The following is a 16,356-nucleotide window of genomic DNA, read 5'->3' on the forward strand; positions in this document are numbered from 1 at the left end:
ATGTTGTGCTGTCGCCATGTCAATGGCCCGGTATCAGCACAGGAAAGCCCTCGAATGTCTTCAGCGTGTCGAGGACAATCGACGTCTTCACGTGCTGCACCGACTCATGGGGCAACAGAACGTCGTTGACGAATTTGGAGAGGTCGGCGAGCCCGCGGGTCGCCACCGTCAGGTGATAGTCCATTTCACCGGTCAGCGCATAGGCTTCGAGCACTTCCGGCAGTCCATTGATCAGTTGCGAAAAGCGGCGGGCATTGTCCCTGTTGTGGGTCGCCAGCGTCACGGAAATGACCACCAGCATATCGAGGCCCAGCTTCTGCCGATCGAGGTAAGCGCGATAGCTGCGGATATATCCTTCAGCCTCCAGTCTCGTCCGCCGGCGCGAGCATTGCGACGGCGAAAGCGCAATCCGCTCGCCCAACTCGTTGTTCGTCAACCTGCCATCCTTTTGAAGTTCCTGGAGCAGGCGCAAATCCAATTTGTCGAGCGGCTCATCCATTGCACGAAATCTCCAATACACTCACGGATCGTGCATAATCTCTTCCCGGAGCATGAAGAATGCAAGAACTTTGCACGCGTTTTGGGCCACACTTTGCATATCAAATGCAATCTCCTCTGGAGGAAAGAAAATGGGTCCTTTCCCGCATGATGCGCCGCCTTCGGAAATTACCGCCGACAATCCGGCTGGCACCGACGGCTTCGAATTCGTCGAGTTCGCCCATCCTGAGCCCGAGACGCTGCGCGAACTCTTCACGCGCATGGGCTATGTTGCGGTCGCCAGGCACAAGACGAAAGACATCACCGTCTGGCGCCAGGGTGACATCAACTATGTCCTCAACGCCGAACCCGGCAGCCACGCCGCGCGTTTCGTCGCAAATCACGGTCCCTGCGCCCCATCGATGGCCTGGCGCGTCGTCGACGCCAAACACGCGTTTGACCACGCGGTGTCAAAAGGCGCTGTTCCCTATGAAGGGGACGACAAGGCGCTCGACGTCCCGGCGATTGTCGGCATTGGCGGCTCGCTGCTCTATTTCGTCGAGACCTATGGTGCCAAGGGGTCGGCCTACGAGGCCGAGTTCGATTGGCTCGGCGAGCGCAACCCGCATCCCCAGGGGATCGGCTTCTATTATCTCGATCATCTGACGCACAACGTCTTCCGCGGCAACATGGACAAGTGGTGGGATTTTTACCGCAACCTGTTCAATTTCCAGCAGATCCACTTCTTCGATATCGATGGGCGCATCACCGGGCTGGTCAGCCGCGCCATCACCTCGCCCTGCGGCAAGATCCGCATTCCGCTGAATGAATCGAAGGACGACACCAGCCAGATCGAGGAATATCTGAGGAAGTATAAGGGCGAGGGCATTCAGCACATCGCCGTTGGAACGGAGGATATTTACGACGCCACCGACAGGCTGGCCGACAACGGCCTGCGCTTCATGCCGGGTCCGCCGGAGACCTATTACGACATGTCCTATGAGCGCGTGAACGGCCATAGCGAACCTGTCGAACGCATGAAGAAACACGGCATCCTCATCGATGGCGAAGGTGTGGTGAATGGCGGCATGACGAAAATCCTGCTGCAGATCTTCTCCAAGACCGTCATCGGCCCGATCTTCTTCGAGTTCATCCAGCGCAAGGGCGACGAAGGCTTCGGCGAAGGCAATTTCCGGGCGCTTTTCGAGTCGATCGAGGCCGATCAGATCAAGCGTGGTGTCATCGGGACGGCAGCGGAGTAAACTCACGAGCGCCGCGCATCTTTCAGACGCGCGGCGCTGGAGTGTTCGGGGAGGAGTGAGCATGGACCAGACATCGATCCAGACATCGGATGGTGAAGCCGCGACAGCAAACACGCTGAAATATATGCCGGGCTTCGGCAACGACTTTGAAACCGAGTCGCTTTCCGGCGCCTTGCCGCAAGGCCAGAACAGCCCGCAGAAGTGCAATTACGGTCTTTATGCGGAGCAGCTTTCCGGCTCGCCGTTCACCGCGCCACGCGGGACCAACGAAAGGTCCTGGCTTTATCGCATCCGCCCGAGCGTGCGTCATACCCGCCGCTTCTCCAATGCGTCCTATCCGCTCTGGAAAACCGCGCCTTGCCTCGACGAACATTCGCTTCCTCTCGGCCAGCTTCGCTGGGATCCGATCCCCGCACCCTCGGAAAGACTGACGTTCCTCGAAGGGGTGCGGACCATCACCACGGCAGGCGACGCCACCACCCAGGTGGGCATGTCCGCCCATGCCTACGTCTTCAATGAGGACATGGTCGACGATTACTTCTTCAATGCCGATGGTGAATTGCTGATCGTGCCGCAGCTCGGGGCGATCAGGGTGTTCACCGAGATGGGGATCATGGATGTCGAACCCCTGGAAATATGCCTGATCCCGCGCGGCATGATGTTCAAGATTCTGAAGGGTGGTGAGCAGACAGTCTGGCGTGGCTACATCTGCGAGAACTACGGCGCGAAATTCACGCTGCCGGACCGCGGACCGATCGGCGCCAACTGCCTGGCAAACCCGCGCGACTTCAAGACGCCCGTTGCCGCTTTCGAAGACAAGGAAACGCCGTGCCGCGTCCATGTGAAGTGGTGCGGAAAATTCTATGTCACCGATATCGGCCATTCGCCGCTGGATGTGGTGGCCTGGCACGGCAACTACGCCCCGTTCAAATACGACCTGCGGACATTTTCTCCTGTCGGCGCCATTCGCTTCGATCATCCCGATCCGTCGATCTTTTCGGTGCTGACCGCGCCGACCGAAGATGCGGGTACGGCGAATGTCGATTTCGTGATCTTTCCGCCGCGATGGCTGGTCGCCGAGCACACGTTTCGTCCGCCCTGGTACCACCGCAACATCATGAGCGAATTCATGGGGCTGATTCATGGCCAGTATGATGCCAAGGAGGAGGGCTTCGTGCCGGGCGGCATGAGCCTGCACAACATGATGCTTCCCCACGGGCCGGACGCGCTCGCCTTCGAAAAGGCATCCAATACCGAGCTCAAACCCGTGAAGCTCGATCACACTATGGCCTTCATGTTCGAGACCCGGTACCCGCAGCAACTGACGATATACGCAGCCGAGCTCGAGACGCTGCAGGATAATTACCTGGAATGCTGGGACGGCCTGGAACGCAAGTTCGACGGAACCCCCGGTCTCAAGTGATGCATCAAGCAAAGACATCCTCCGGCAGTGGAATTCGGACATGAAACTTGCGACGTTAAAAGACTCCACGCGGGACGGCCGGCTTGTCGTCGTTTCCCGCGACCTGACCCGCTGTTCCGAGGTCGGTCACATCGCCCGCACTCTGCAGGCCGCACTCGACGATTGGGAGCATGTGGCTCCGAGGCTCGCACTGATTGCCGAAGGCGTCGAGACCGGCGCCCAGCCGACGATCCGGTTTCACGAACATGACGCGACGTCACCTCTGCCGCGCGCCTACCAATGGGCCGACGGTTCCGCTTACGTCAACCATGTCGAACTGGTGCGCAAGGCGCGCGGTGCCGAGATGCCGGCAAGCTTCTGGACCGATCCGCTGATCTATCAGGGCGGTTCGGACGCTTTCTTGGCGCCGCGTGACCCGATCGCGATGGCCGACGAGGCTTATGGGATCGATATGGAGGGCGAGGTCGCTGTCATCACCGGCGACGTTGCCATGGGTTGCAGCCCAGAGGCCGCACGCGACGCCATCCGCCTGGTGATGCTCGTCAACGACGTGTCGCTGCGCGGTCTGATCCCGGGCGAATTGGCGAAGGGATTTGGTTTTTTCCAGTCCAAGCCGGCATCGGCATTTTCTCCGGTCGCGGTGACGCCGGACGAGCTTGGAGACGCCTGGGACGGCGGCAAGCTGCATCTTCCGCTGCTGGTGAGCTTGAACGGCAAGCCATTCGGCAAGGCGAACGCCGGGATCGACATGACGTTCGATTTTGGCCAACTGATCGCCCATGCTGCCAAAACCCGCAATCTCGCGGCCGGCACGATCATCGGCTCGGGAACGGTTTCTAACAAGCTGGACGGCGGCCCGGGCAAGCCGGTGGAAGAGGGAGGGGACGGCTACTCCTGCATCGCCGAAATCAGGATGATCGAGGCCATCGAGGCCGGGTCGCCGAAGACGCCGTTCATGAAGTTCGGGGACCAGGTCCGCATCGAGATGAAGGATCATGCCGGCCATTCGATCTTCGGCGCGATCGAGCAGACGGTCGAAAAATACCAAGGGGCCGTGCCGCAATGAGCGAGGTCGTTCTTTACGACTACTGGCGATCATCGGCGAGCTATCGCGTCCGCATCGCGCTCAATCTCCTGGGCATCGATTGTAAGACCGTTACCATCAACCTTTTGGACGGCGCACACAAGACGCCGGAATATCTGGCCCTCAACCCGCAGGGGCTGGTGCCGACATTGGTGATCGACGGGAAAACACTGACGCAGTCGCTGGCGATCGTCGAATACCTGGCCGAGACCCGGCCGGAATGCGGATTGCTGCCATCGGATATTGCCGATCGCCAGAAAGTCCGCGCCCTGGCCTATGCGGTCGCCATGGACATCCATCCGATCTGCAACCTGCATGTCGTGTCGCATCTCATGATCATGACCGAGAAGGCCGATGCTCGCGAGGAATGGATGAAGCATTTCATCAGCGACGGACTGCGCAAACTGGAAGCCATGATCGGCAAAGCCAATGGCGCGTTCAGCTTTGGAAATACGCCGACAATGGCGGACCTCTGTCTTGTTCCCCAGGTCTACAACGCCCGCCGCTGGGGAGTGGAGTTGACCGCTTTCAAGCGCATCGTCGACATCGATAGCAAATGCGCCGAATTGCCGGCCTTCCAGGCGGCGCATCCTGACCGCGTCAGACCGTAGCGGCAGACCAGCCGGGACAAAATCCGAAGACTCACTGCCTTTCCTGCAACTCTCGCATCAATTGTCGGCACGTATCGGATCGCGTGGACGGGGGCTCACGATCGCGGCGAGGAGCCGCCGTTTACCTTGTATCATCACTTCTGATTGTGCCGCTTGCCAGAAGATTGGTCCTTGTGCATTGATTATATGCTGTTGGGGTAGGTCTGAAATGTTCTCGTCAAAGCTGTCGATCTTCAAACTCGTGATCGACACGGGTTTGGTCGCATTGAAAGCTGACGGTCTCATCGCAAGGATTCGATGATCGCCCGGCAATAGGTGGGCAAGATATGCTGCGAGTGACGACAGGAGAGATATACGTGCTCGAAGGCTGGAGAAGAATGCGGAAATCCGTCTCGTTCATATCGATGCTGCTAGCGTTCGTCGCCCTTGCCGCGGAGGCACATGCGGCCATTTCCTACCAACGTCTGGACGGCGCGCCGGGAGAGCGCGCCCTGGCGATAAAAGGCGTGTTCGAGAGTTCCGACGATCCGATGACGCTTGTCGACGAATATACGCAGTACCAGCCGAACTATGTCACCTTTGACTCGCCCGGCGGAAACGTGGTCGCCGCGATCAGGTTCGGCCGGGCCCTCCGCCTGCTGAATGCAAGAACGTTCCAGATCAGAGCCGCCGAGTGCGCATCGGCTTGCGCCTTCGCCTTCGTCGGTGGCGTTGAAAGGTTTGCCGAGCCGGGCTCCATCGGCGTGCATCGGGTTTCGCTATCCGACGATGCCGGCATGGACAACAAATTGGTAGTCTCGTCGGTTCAATCGCTGACCGGCGAGATCATCGGATATCTCACCGATATGGGGGTAAGCCCCAATCTGCTGCAGCTCAGCCTGTCGATCGACAGTGACGATATACGATATCTTACCTCTGCGGAAATGCGGGACTGGAACATCATCACGCCCGAGAACATGCCCTCGCCACCGGCAATCGCGCCGCCATCGCCGGACGCCGCGCCGGAGCTGAGCGCAGCACCCGCCGTCACGCCATCGGACCCAAGCGCTTCCGAGGAGGCCACCGCATCCGCACCCGGCGACCTGACCACGGAGGCGCTTGATTTCGCCAACCGATACAATGACGAATGGTCGAAAGACAGTGCCTCGGCGTTGACCTTTATGAAGGGCGTCTATGCCGACGAGGTCTCCTTCTTCGGAAACTCGGTCGACAAAGACGCCGTCCTGAAGGAAAAGGCAGCCTTCGCCCAACGCTGGCCGGAGCGCATCTACAGCGTCAAGCCGGGCTCCGTGACGGCCAGCTGCGCCGGAAAATGCGAAATGTCGGGAATCGTCGAGTGGTTTGCCGGAAACAGGGACACTGGTAAGACGTCCGCCGGGATGGCGGAATTCTCTTTCGTGTGGAACACGGCCTCCCTGCAGATCGAGTCCGAGACCGGAAAGGTGATCGCCACGGACAAGGGGGCCAAGGCGCCGGATCGTTTGATCCATCAGTGGATAGGACTGGACGACATCTGCCGCGGCAGCACCGATCGCTACGGCATCGAGACGGAGCGGGCCTGCAAACGGCGCGATCAGATCGGTCCGCTGCTCAATCGCGTTGACTGGTGTTATGGCCATAACGATGAACCCGAGAGCGATAAGATGTGGCACAAATGCGATGCCAATTCCTATAGGTATGGAGAGTAAGCATCGCCGGTCCGCGGCCGAGGTGCGGTAGTTTGTCTAGCAGCCGTCAAGCACCTTGATCCTCGAGACCAGAGTCTTGCCAAACACATAGGTGGTCTGGACATCGGCGCGCCCCCGGCAGCGACGGCCGTCATTGGTGACGTATTCGTAGGAAACCCGGACATCATCATTGCCGCGCAGCGCCGTGCCTGAGTTTGAGCGGCTGCGACATTGCGCCGAAGAAGGTGTGGATCGACGCTTCGTTGAAGGGGCCGCGCTTCTCCGGAACGACCAGCGCCGAGGCGGTTTCACCATCGGCTGTGGCGAGCGCGGAGTAGAAGGCCGTCACCGTGCCCATGGGATCGTGCGGAAACGTCTTGCCCGCCTCGGACGCCGGATCAGGTCCGTCCAGTGATGCCCACGGACTGCGCCTTGGCCGCCGTCAGCCACGCGATGCCTTCAGGTGGTGCCGACGTCACGTAGGCGATGGCAGTCTCGGGCAACCCAAGCTGGTTGAGATAAGCTCCGACCAGTGCGTTGGCGACACCACTCTCGCTGGCCTTGCCGTCGACCACGCGATAGGCGGCATGGAAACCGATATTGGATTCGGGCTGAAGAAACCGCTGCGAACCGGCAAGCCAGGTCAGGGCGCAAGCCGACGCGCACAAGGTCCCCGGCGGTGTGGCCGTCGCAAAGCCTCGAAGGCGGATGGCGCGCCCGATCTCAATCCCGGCTTTGAGATCCCCGCCCTCGCTGTTTAGAAAAACAAGGGCCTTGCTGGAGGCAGCGGCCAGGTTTCTCGGCCAAATAAAAGACCGCCGGCAGCTGACTGTCGGCGGCTTTCACTATCGATCAGTTTGTGTCGGACGTCTTTCAACGAGACGCGTTAGACAACAAGCCCGCTCAGCTGCACCCGCTCGTAGCACCGCAAGTGTCGCACTTCTCACAAGTGCCATTCCGCACCATCGTGAAGTTCTGGCACTCCGAGCACATGTTGCCGGTATAGCCCTGCATGATCGAGCGCTGGCGGCGTTCGGCTTCGCGCTTCTTGGCTTCGGATTTCGCCGTTGCCGCGTCGGCTGCCGCCTTGTCGGAGAACAATGCCGTTGCGTCGCTGGTGAGTTCTTCGGTCACCTCTTCGGCGATCTCTTCCGCCAGTTCCTTGGCGCGCTCTTCGTAGTCGCGCTTGAAGGCGACGATTTCGGAGGTGGCGATGGCAACCGTCGGCTCCAGCTTCCGGGCAGCCGCGCCTGCAAAGGCGGTCACGGTGCCGGTGGAGGCAGCGCGGGCAGGGGCGGCGGTGGCCGCACCCTTGGGTTCGCCTGCCTGGCGTTCGCCGCCGGTGCCGGACACCAGCGTCGGCTTGTAGCCGCGGGTCCAGCCGGTGGAGAGCAGGTTGGTCTTGCCTTCCTGGATGCCCTTGCCGAGTGCCGTGTTCGAAAAATCCGACGTATCGACATGCGCGAGGTCATGGCGGCCGAGATAAGAGACGGCAAGTTCGCGGAAGACATAGTCGAGGATCGACGTGGCGTTCTTGATCGCGTCATTGCCGATGACCATGCCGGCCGGCTCGAACTTGGTGAAGGTGAAGGCCTCGACATATTCCTCGAGCGGCACGCCATATTGCAGGCCGAGCGAGATGGCGATGGCGAAATTGTTCATCATCGCACGGAAGGCGGCGCCTTCCTTGTGCATGTCGATGAAGATCTCGCCGATGCGGCCGTCGCCGAATTCGCCGGTGCGCAGATAGACCTTATGTCCGCCGACGGCGGCCTTCTGGGTATAGCCCTGGCGGCGGTTCGGCAGCTTCTCGCGTTCGCGCGAAACTCGTTCGATCACCCGCTCGATGATCTTCTCGGTGACGGTGACGGCCTGGGCGGCCAGGGGCGCCTGCAGCAGTTCCTCCAGCGCATCCTCATCGTCCTCGTCTTCGATCAGCGAGGAATTGAGCGGCTGCGACAGCTTCGAGCCGTCGCGATAGAGCGCGTTGGCCTTGAGGCCAAGCTTCCAGGAGAGCATGTAGGCGTTCTTGCAATCCTCGACGGTCGCCTCGTTCGGCATGTTGATCGTCTTGGAAATCGCACCCGAGATGAAAGGCTGGGCCGCCGCCATCATGCGGATATGGCTTTCCACCGAGAGGTAACGCTTGCCGATCTTGCCGCAGGGATTGGCGCAATCGAAGACCGGCAGGTGTTCCGCCTTCAGGAAGGGCGCGCCTTCCAGCGTCATCGCACCGCAGACATGGATGTTGGCGGCCTCGATGTCCTTCTTCGAGAAGCCAATATGGTCGAGCAGGCTGAAGCTCATGTCGGCGAGCTGTTCGTCGGAAACCTTCAGCGTCTCCTTCAGGAAGTCGGCACCGAGCGTCCACTGGTTGAAGACGAACTTGATGTCGAAGGCGCTCTTCAGCGCGGCGTTGACAGCTTCCACCTTTTCGTCGGTGAAGCCCTTGGTCTTCAGCGACGACGGATTGACAGCCGGCGCCTGGTTCAAGTTGCCGTGGCCGACGGCATAGGCCTCGATTTCGGCGATCTGGCTTTCCGAATAGCCGAGCGTGCGCAGCGCGTCGGGCACGGCGCGGTTGATGATCTTGAAGTAGCCGCCGCCGGCGAGCTTCTTGAACTTGACGAGGGCGAAGTCGGGCTCGATGCCCGTCGTGTCGCAATCCATGACGAGACCGATCGTGCCTGTCGGCGCGATGACCGAGACCTGCGCATTGCGGTAGCCATGCTGTTCACCAAGCTCGAGCGCCTTGTCCCAGGCCGATTTGGCATGGGCGACAAGATCCTGGTCCGGGTTTTCCGAATGGATCAGCGCGACCGGGTTGATCGACAGCGCTTCATAGCCGGAGCTCTCGCCATGCGCGGCACGGCGATGGTTGCGAATGACCTTGAGCATGCTCTCGCGGTTTGGCGCGAAGTTCGGGAAGGGCCCAAGCTCGGCGGCCATTTCGGCCGAGGTCGCATAGCAGATGCCGGTCATGATCGCGGTCAGCGAGCCTGCGATGGCGCGGGCTTCAGCGGAGTCGTAGGGAATGCCTGTTGACATCAGCAGGCCGCCGATATTGGCGTAGCCGAGGCCAAGCGTGCGGTATTCGTAGGAGAGTTCGGCAATGCGCTTCGACGGGAACTGCGCCATCATCACCGAGACTTCGAGTACGACGGTCCAGAGGCGAACCGCATGTTCGTAATCGGCGATGTTGATACGCTTGGTGGCCTTGTCCTTGAACTGCAGCAGGTTCAGCGAGGCAAGGTTGCAGGCGGTGTCGTCGAGGAACATGTATTCCGAGCACGGGTTCGAGCCGCGGATCGGGCCGCCGGCCGGCGAGGTGTGCCAGTCGTTCATCGTCGTGTTGAAGTGGATGCCCGGATCGGCCGAGGCCCAGGCAGCATAGGAAATGGTTTCCCAGAGATCGCGGGCCTTCAGCGTCTTCATCACCCGGCCGTCCTTGCGGGCGGTCAGGTTCCATTCGCCATCATTCTCGACGGCGCGCAGGAAGTCGTCCTTGATCGAGACGGAGTTGTTGGAGTTCTGGCCGGATACCGTCAGGTAGGCTTCCGAATCCCAATCCGTGTCGTAGGTCTTGAATTGGAGGTCCTTGTAGCCCTGGCGGGCGAACTGGATGACGCGCTGGACATAGTTCTCCGGAACCTGGTCCTTCTTGGCGGCGCGGATTTCGCGCTTCAGGGCAGGGTTCTTGTTGGGGTCGTAGCAATCGCCGTTATCGCCGCCTTCGCAGTTGAAGCAGGCCTTCATGATCGCCTTCAGATGCTTGGCGACGACCTTGGAGCCGGTGACGAGAGCCGCGACCTTCTGCTCTTCCTTGACCTTCCAGTTGATATATTCCTCGATATCGGGATGGTCGATATCGACGACCACCATCTTGGCGGCGCGGCGCGTCGTGCCGCCCGATTTGATGGCGCCGGCGGCGCGATCGCCGATCTTCAGGAAGCTCATCAGGCCGGAGGAGCGGCCGCCGCCGGAAAGCTTTTCGCCTTCGCCGCGCAGCATCGAAAAGTTGGAGCCGGTGCCGGAACCGTATTTGAACAGGCGCGCCTCACGCACCCAGAGGTCCATGATGCCGCCTTCGTTGACGAGATCGTCCTCGACAGACTGGATGAAGCAGGCATGCGGCTGCGGGTGTTCGTAGGCCGACTTTGACTTGGTCAGCTTGCCGGTGAATGGGTCGACGTAGAAGTGCCCCTGGCCGGGACCGTCGATGCCATAGGCCCAATGCAGGCCGGTGTTGAACCACTGCGGCGAGTTCGGGGCGACGCGCTGGGTGGCGAGCATATAGGCAAGCTCGTCCTTGAAGGCCGAAGCATCTTCCTCGGAGGAGAAATAGCCGCCCTTCCAGCCCCAATAGGTCCAGGTGCCGGCAAGACGATCGAAGACCTGGCGCGCATCGATTTCGGAGCCGGTCTGCTCGTCCTTCGAAAGGTTCTTCAGCGCAGCATCGTCGGGAACGGAGCGCCACAGGAAGGAAGGAACATCGTTTTCCTCGATCTTCTTCAGCCGTGTGGGAACGCCGGCCTTGCGGAAATACTTCTGCGCCAGAACGTCGGTGGCGACCTGGGAGAACTGCGCGGGAACGTCGATATTCTCGAGGCGGAACACGACCGAACCATCGGGGTTCTTGATCTCGCTCGTCGCCTTACGGAATTCGATATCCGCATAGGCGCCCTGGCCGGCCTTCGTGAAACGACGTTCGATGCGCATAGTCTTGACCTCGCGTTGGCGCCCGGTCCCCACGACCTCAGGCGCAAAATTCCTATCCGGCGGCACTTTGTCGTCGTGCAGCCAGTCTCGTTTCCGTATTGTGACAGGGGTGTCATCCGGAGATGTCCTTCCTGTATCTTGTGGTGATGGTGGCTGCAAACGCTAAATATAGTATTAACAGCTTATTATCGCCAGTCCCAATGTCACTTTTTTTGGAGGCTGAAAACCGCGCAGAAATCCTGTCTGGCCTGAACCGTTTCCGGTCCATCGCCCTGATTCCGCGTCCTAATTTTCAAAAGGGAACCGGGCTCGTTACCTCCGGTCCTGTCGCCGCCGCAACATCAGAAGCAGTAAAGTTTGAAACAGCTGATTCCGTCAAGGGCTGGCTTTTAATTGATTGCTAACCACAACATGTTGTGGATGCGCCTGTGGAGATTGGGGAAAGCCGGGGAGCGCTGATATTACAATGGCTTGCAGGCGTTGCCGGCTAAGGAAAACCTTAGAATGGCAAAAAAGCATCCTGCGGCAAATCTTGTGATGGCATTTCCGGCGCAAATGGGCATGCCGATTCGCCGGTGAAATCCGCGCTCCTAAAGCGCGTCGTTATCGCAAAACCGCAAACTTTTGCGCGACATGCCGTTAGAGCGCATCGATGGCGATGGTGACGATGGCGACGCCAATCGGCCTGTTCTCTTCGTCCATGACGACAAAGCTCGCCTGCGTCTCGAGATTATGGCTGGATTCATTGCGTTCCGCCCGGTCGATGAAGATCTCCCGGGAGCCGTTGGCGAAGGTTCTGAGGTATTTCTCCTCGTCGCCCTGCCAGTAGTCGGCGGTGATGGAGCTCTGCCCGACATTCAGCCCGTGGCTGTCGGTGATGAAAAATTCGATGATCGCGCCCTGCGAGGCGTCCTGCTTGGCTTTGAGGTAATGCGATAGGGATTTGTCGAGCAGCAGCTTGACCATCTGCAGGTGGTGCTGATTGATCTCCGACCGGTAGGTCTCATCGAGCACCCGCATATCCATTTCGCTGACATCGCCGAATTCAGCGTTCTGCTCAGCAATGGCTTTCAGCACCAATGGCGTTTCCACGATGGGCCGGATTCGCTTCTCGACATAATCGCGCACGAGAGGAATATAGGCAGGCTCGGCGCGGACGGGTGTCAGGGGAAACAGAAACAGACATGCCGCCAGCCAGACGGTTACAACCGTTCCACTATGCCCCCACCGCGCCATCCTGCTTCCTTATATCACATCGTTCGTTGCACGCTGTAAGCGCAACCTGAGATGATTCGCACGTCGCCAAGTCTATTAGGACAAGATAAAATAGATGTGCAGATCCCGATAGCGGATTCAGGCAAGCTCGCTGACAAAATCTGGAACAATTTCAAGTAGTAAAAGCGACGGTTGCGCGCTGCGATCGGTGGCGATCAGCCCGCGCCCTTGGCGATCGGCTCCTGATAGGTGAAGCCCATGTCCCAGGGGAAGTAGATCCAGGTATCCTGGCTGACCTCGGTGATAAAGGTGTCGACGGTCGGCACGCCTTTCGGCTTGGCGTAGACGCAGGCGAAATGTGCCCTCGGCAGCATGGTGCGCACCTGTGCGGCGGTCTTGCCGGTATCTGTCAGGTCGTCGACGACCAGCACGGTTTCGCCGCCATTCTCCATAAGTTCGGGCGCTATTCCCTTGAGCAGCACCATGTCGCCCTGGTTCACATAGTCATGATAGGAAGCGACGCAGACGGTCTCGATCAGCCGGATGTTCAGTTCGCGCGAGATGATCGCGGCTGGAACGAGGCCGCCGCGGGTGATGCAGACGATCGCCTTGAACGTCTGATTCAAGCCGGCAAGCCGCCAGGCAAGAGCGCGCGCATCGCGGTGGAACTGATCCCAGGAAACGGGAAAGGCTTTATCGGGAAGGGACATCGGGCTGCTCCGCGGCATGAAAAAACGACTCGCCGTTTGCCGGCGACCGGATGTGGCTTGAAGCGGCGATTGGCAAAACGCAAATCGCGCAGCCGGAACTGCGCGAGATGGGCCGAGGCTCGAAGCTGTCATCGGTCGCCGCAATTAGCGGGATTTGCCGGCAAAAGGCAAGAGCAGCCAATCAACGCGACAACAGCGTCAGCGCCGTCATCGATTGCAGCAGGGTCTTCGTCGTGCCGCCGAAGATCATCTGCCAGAGCCAGGAATGCGTATAGGCGCCCATGACGAGAAGATCGATGCTGCTGTCCGAAAGCCGGTTCTCGATGACATGCGATGCGCTCTTATCCACACTCTGGGCCGTCGAAAGCGTCGCCTTCACGCCATGACGTGCAAGCGTCGCGGCGATGTCGGCGCCGGCGGTCAGCGGCGATTGCAGCGCCGTGTCGGCCGGATCGACCGAAAAGATCTCCACTTCATCAGCGGCTTTGAGGATCGGCAGTGCGTCGAAGGTTGCGCGCGCCACCTCTTTCGATCCGTTCCAGGCGATCAGCACGCGCTTGATCGGCTTCGGCTGGCGAATGATATAGGGGATCATCAGCACCGGCCGGCCGGTTTCGAAAAGGAAACTGTCGACGTCGACGTGGCTGTCAGAAGGTCTGGCCGGGTCGGCCTGCGAGGCGATCAAGAGGTCGGCGCTGCGGGCACTTTCGATCAGCGGTGCGGAACCGTATCCGGTTGATGTGGCAAAGCTGCGCCATTCGGAGGAGGCGCCAGCCGCCTCCGCTTTCGCCCTGAAGATACGCTCGACTGCAATCGTTTCGCTATGCGCCATATCCTGCAGCGCCTGCACGGCAACGGGATCGGGGATTTCCATTGGCGCCACCAGCGGCACGGCGGAAATGATTTCGGCATGCAGGCCGATCACATGGGCGCTGCTTTCAGCCGCAATGGCAAAGGCGAAATCGGCAACCGCGCCGCTATTGTCCGATGTATCGAGAATGGCGAGAATGGTTTTGTAAGACATATCAATTCTCCTTGCGCTGAAATGGCTTGCGCGAGAGAAGGAATGCGCCGGACCGTTCTCCTGTTCCTTGATAGGGATCAAGGATGGGCTTTGAGTTCCGGCGTTGCCCTCAAGCCTCGGCGGAATGGTTTTCGGTGAGGTCCTTCCTTTGGCGGATGGCGTCGATCATCGCCTGCACCTCGGCGCCGGCCGCATCGATTGCCGCCTGGGAGCGGCCGCGTACGACGATCTCGGTCGAAAATTTCTGGCCGATATAGCGTGGGTAGGAACCGATGCTGGTTTCCGGATGTGCCTTCTGGATCGCGGTCAGCGGCGTGCCGATCTCTCCTTCGCCGTAAGGGCAGGCGATAGCGAGCGAGAGCACCGGCGTGCCGGTTCGAAGCGTCGGCAGCACATTGTCGACCATCGCCTGGAAGACCTGCGGCACGCCGGCCATGACATAGACATTGCCGATGATGAAGCCGGGCGCGGTCGAGACCGGATTGGCGATATGCACAGCCCCTCGCGGCATGCGCGCCATGCGCTGGCGCGCCTCGGTGAATTCCATCTCGCGGCGCCGGTACATCTCGGCAAGCAGCGTCATTGCCGCTTCGTCATATTCGCAGGGCACGCCGAAAGCCTTGGAGATGGCATCGGCGGTGATGTCGTCATGCGTCGGCCCGATACCGCCCGAGGTGAAGACGTAGTCATATTTGCCGCGAAGCGCGTTCAGCGCCTCGACGATCGCCTCCTCGTCGTCGGCGACGATGCGCACCTCCTTGAGGTCGATGCCGGAAAGCGTCAGCAAATCGGCGAGGTGGCCGATATTTTTATCCTTGGTGCGGCCGGAGAGAAGTTCGTCGCCGATGGCGAGCATGGCGGCGGTGACGACGATGTCTTGGCTCATGGGATGTTCCGTGATGTGAGGCTGGGGAATAGGTAGCGCCGTTCGCTCGCTTTGCAAACACCAGAGCATGATGCCGAAAAGTGCAGGCGGTTTTCGGACGACATCATGCGCCAACTCTTTAACTCGGGCGATGCGTCATTTTGCCGAAATGAAAACCGCAAGCGAATTTTCGTCTCCGGGTGGTGAACACTGAGTTCTTGAGGGCAGGGCTGTGTTCGCCCTGGCGCGCTGATAGAAATCGCGTCGGGCACGAAATTCAACCCGATATTTCAAGGAAGATAGAAGATGGCGAAGGTTCTCGTTCTTTATTATTCGGCTTACGGCCATATCGAAACCATGGCCTATGCGGTCGCCGAAGGCGCGAAGTCGGCCGGCGCCGAGGTCACCGTCAAGCGCGTTCCGGAACTGGTTCCGGAAGACGTCGCCAAGGCTTCCTATTACAAGGTCGACCAGGCCGCTCCCATCGCCACCGTCGACGAACTGGCGGACTATGACGCGATCATCGTCGGCGCCGGCACCCGCTTCGGCACGGTCGCCTCGCAGATGCGCAATTTCTGGGATCAGACGGGCGGCCTCTGGTTCGCCGGCAAACTCGTCGGCAAGCTCGGTTCGGTCTTCACCTCTTCGGCAACCCAGCACGGCGGCCAGGAATCGACCATCCTCGGCTTCATCCCGACCTTCCTGCACCAGGGCATGGTCGTTGCCGGTCTTCCCTACGCTTTCCAGGGCCAGATGGGCACCGAGGAAGTCAAGGGCGGCTCGCCCTACGGCGCCTCCACCATCACCAACGGCGACGGCTCGCGCCAGCCTTCCGAGATCGAGCTGGAAGGCGCGAAATACCAAGGCGCCCACGTTGCCAAGCTTGCTGCCAAGCTCGCCTGATCTTCGATACTGAAATCATGAAGGTGCGGCGGGCATGGGCTCGCCGCGCTTTTTTGTTGCCGCCCCGACTGGCCGGGCGACCGGCTGCTCTCTTCGGCTCGCCGAGCCGAAGCTTACAGAGCGTAGGCTGGTGCGGACGGCGGGGGTCGAACCCGCATAGCCTAGGCCGAGGGATTTTCTTACCGCTACGGCTTTCACCGCCGCCTTCCGGCGTTTGTGGTCTGGACTATACCTTCACCCTAGCTTTGCCTTAGGTGCTGCCCGTCTAGTCTCTACACCTTCCCCTGGCGGGGCTTGGCTCGGGATTGCCATTTGACAGGTTTCCCCGACTTTGAGCAGTTCTACAGCCGGCGTTTCCGCCGGTGCACTCAATTTTGTTTTAAGTCCCTTGTGTCT

The 16,356-nt window shown here is 60.1% G+C and carries 15 protein-coding genes; 7 read left to right on the forward strand and 8 right to left on the reverse strand.

Annotated elements, in window-relative coordinates; translation table 11 throughout:
- Positions 1 to 19: 19 nt before the first annotated feature.
- Positions 20 to 499, reverse strand: a complete 480-nt coding sequence (locus tag RWK44_RS28725) for an Lrp/AsnC family transcriptional regulator (protein WP_132609783.1) — start codon at positions 497 to 499, stop codon at positions 20 to 22.
- Positions 500 to 629: 130 nt separating this feature from the next.
- On the opposite strand from RWK44_RS28725, the gene hppD reads away from it, so the two are divergent.
- From hppD to RWK44_RS28750, 5 genes are all read left to right on the forward strand, one after another.
- Positions 630 to 1,739, forward strand: a complete 1,110-nt coding sequence (hppD, locus tag RWK44_RS28730) for a 4-hydroxyphenylpyruvate dioxygenase (protein WP_132609782.1) — start codon at positions 630 to 632, stop codon at positions 1,737 to 1,739.
- 61 nt (positions 1,740 to 1,800) lie between these two features.
- Positions 1,801 to 3,162 carry a homogentisate 1,2-dioxygenase gene (gene hmgA / locus RWK44_RS28735; RefSeq protein ID WP_316029782.1) on the forward strand — a complete coding sequence of 454 codons (1,362 nt, stop codon included), beginning with the start codon at positions 1,801 to 1,803 and terminating at the stop codon, positions 3,160 to 3,162.
- A 40-nt stretch (positions 3,163 to 3,202) separates the two neighbouring features.
- A complete protein-coding gene (locus tag RWK44_RS28740; RefSeq protein ID WP_221945832.1) occupies positions 3,203 to 4,228 on the forward strand; it encodes a fumarylacetoacetate hydrolase family protein in 1,026 nt (341 codons plus the stop codon).
- On the forward strand, positions 4,225 to 4,857 hold the full coding sequence (gene maiA / locus RWK44_RS28745) for a maleylacetoacetate isomerase (protein WP_168281639.1): 633 nt from the start codon (positions 4,225 to 4,227) through the stop codon (positions 4,855 to 4,857). Before RWK44_RS28740 ends, maiA begins: the two co-directional genes overlap by 4 nt.
- A gap of 356 nt (positions 4,858 to 5,213) precedes the next feature.
- Positions 5,214 to 6,545, forward strand: a complete 1,332-nt coding sequence (locus tag RWK44_RS28750) for a hypothetical protein (RefSeq protein ID WP_168281641.1) — start codon at positions 5,214 to 5,216, stop codon at positions 6,543 to 6,545.
- Positions 6,546 to 6,711: 166 nt separating this feature from the next.
- Here the strand turns inward: RWK44_RS28750 and RWK44_RS28755 are convergent, their stop codons facing one another.
- From RWK44_RS28755 to RWK44_RS28765, 3 genes are all read right to left on the reverse strand, one after another.
- Complete coding sequence (locus tag RWK44_RS28755; protein WP_316029783.1) at positions 6,712 to 6,882, reverse strand: hypothetical protein; 171 nt, start codon at positions 6,880 to 6,882, stop codon at positions 6,712 to 6,714.
- A 40-nt stretch (positions 6,883 to 6,922) separates the two neighbouring features.
- Positions 6,923 to 7,333, reverse strand: a complete 411-nt coding sequence (locus RWK44_RS28760) for an ATP-dependent Clp protease proteolytic subunit (protein WP_312890053.1) — start codon at positions 7,331 to 7,333, stop codon at positions 6,923 to 6,925.
- Between the two features lie 94 nt (positions 7,334 to 7,427).
- Positions 7,428 to 11,243, reverse strand: a complete 3,816-nt coding sequence (locus RWK44_RS28765) for a vitamin B12-dependent ribonucleotide reductase (RefSeq protein WP_221945836.1) — start codon at positions 11,241 to 11,243, stop codon at positions 7,428 to 7,430.
- 122 nt (positions 11,244 to 11,365) lie between these two features.
- On the opposite strand from RWK44_RS28765, the gene RWK44_RS28770 reads away from it, so the two are divergent.
- Entirely contained in the window at positions 11,366 to 11,647 is a 282-nt protein-coding gene (locus RWK44_RS28770) for a hypothetical protein (RefSeq protein WP_221945838.1), read from the forward strand.
- Positions 11,648 to 11,882: 235 nt separating this feature from the next.
- Here RWK44_RS28770 and RWK44_RS28775 read toward each other — a convergent pair whose 3' ends face one another.
- The 4 genes from RWK44_RS28775 to RWK44_RS28790 form a co-directional block, all read right to left on the reverse strand.
- Complete coding sequence (locus RWK44_RS28775) at positions 11,883 to 12,479, reverse strand: hypothetical protein (RefSeq protein WP_316029784.1); 597 nt, start codon at positions 12,477 to 12,479, stop codon at positions 11,883 to 11,885.
- Positions 12,480 to 12,673: 194 nt separating this feature from the next.
- On the reverse strand, positions 12,674 to 13,168 hold the full coding sequence (gene gpt, locus RWK44_RS28780; protein ID WP_011651569.1) for a xanthine phosphoribosyltransferase: 495 nt from the start codon (positions 13,166 to 13,168) through the stop codon (positions 12,674 to 12,676).
- Between the two features lie 181 nt (positions 13,169 to 13,349).
- Positions 13,350 to 14,192, reverse strand: a complete 843-nt coding sequence (locus RWK44_RS28785; protein WP_316029785.1) for a universal stress protein — start codon at positions 14,190 to 14,192, stop codon at positions 13,350 to 13,352.
- A 109-nt stretch (positions 14,193 to 14,301) separates the two neighbouring features.
- Positions 14,302 to 15,078: a competence/damage-inducible protein A gene (locus RWK44_RS28790; protein ID WP_316029786.1), complete on the reverse strand. Its 777-nt coding sequence runs from the start codon at positions 15,076 to 15,078 to the stop codon at positions 14,302 to 14,304.
- A gap of 285 nt (positions 15,079 to 15,363) precedes the next feature.
- Here RWK44_RS28790 and wrbA point away from each other — a divergent pair, with 285 nt between their 5' ends.
- Positions 15,364 to 15,960 carry an NAD(P)H:quinone oxidoreductase type IV gene (wrbA, locus tag RWK44_RS28795; RefSeq protein WP_003538774.1) on the forward strand — a complete coding sequence of 199 codons (597 nt, stop codon included), beginning with the start codon at positions 15,364 to 15,366 and terminating at the stop codon, positions 15,958 to 15,960.
- Positions 15,961 to 16,356 lie beyond the last annotated feature (396 nt).

Source organism: Rhizobium sp. 25PS6, from assembly GCF_032464655.1.
Classification (GTDB): Bacteria; Pseudomonadota; Alphaproteobacteria; order Rhizobiales; family Rhizobiaceae; genus Rhizobium; species Rhizobium laguerreae.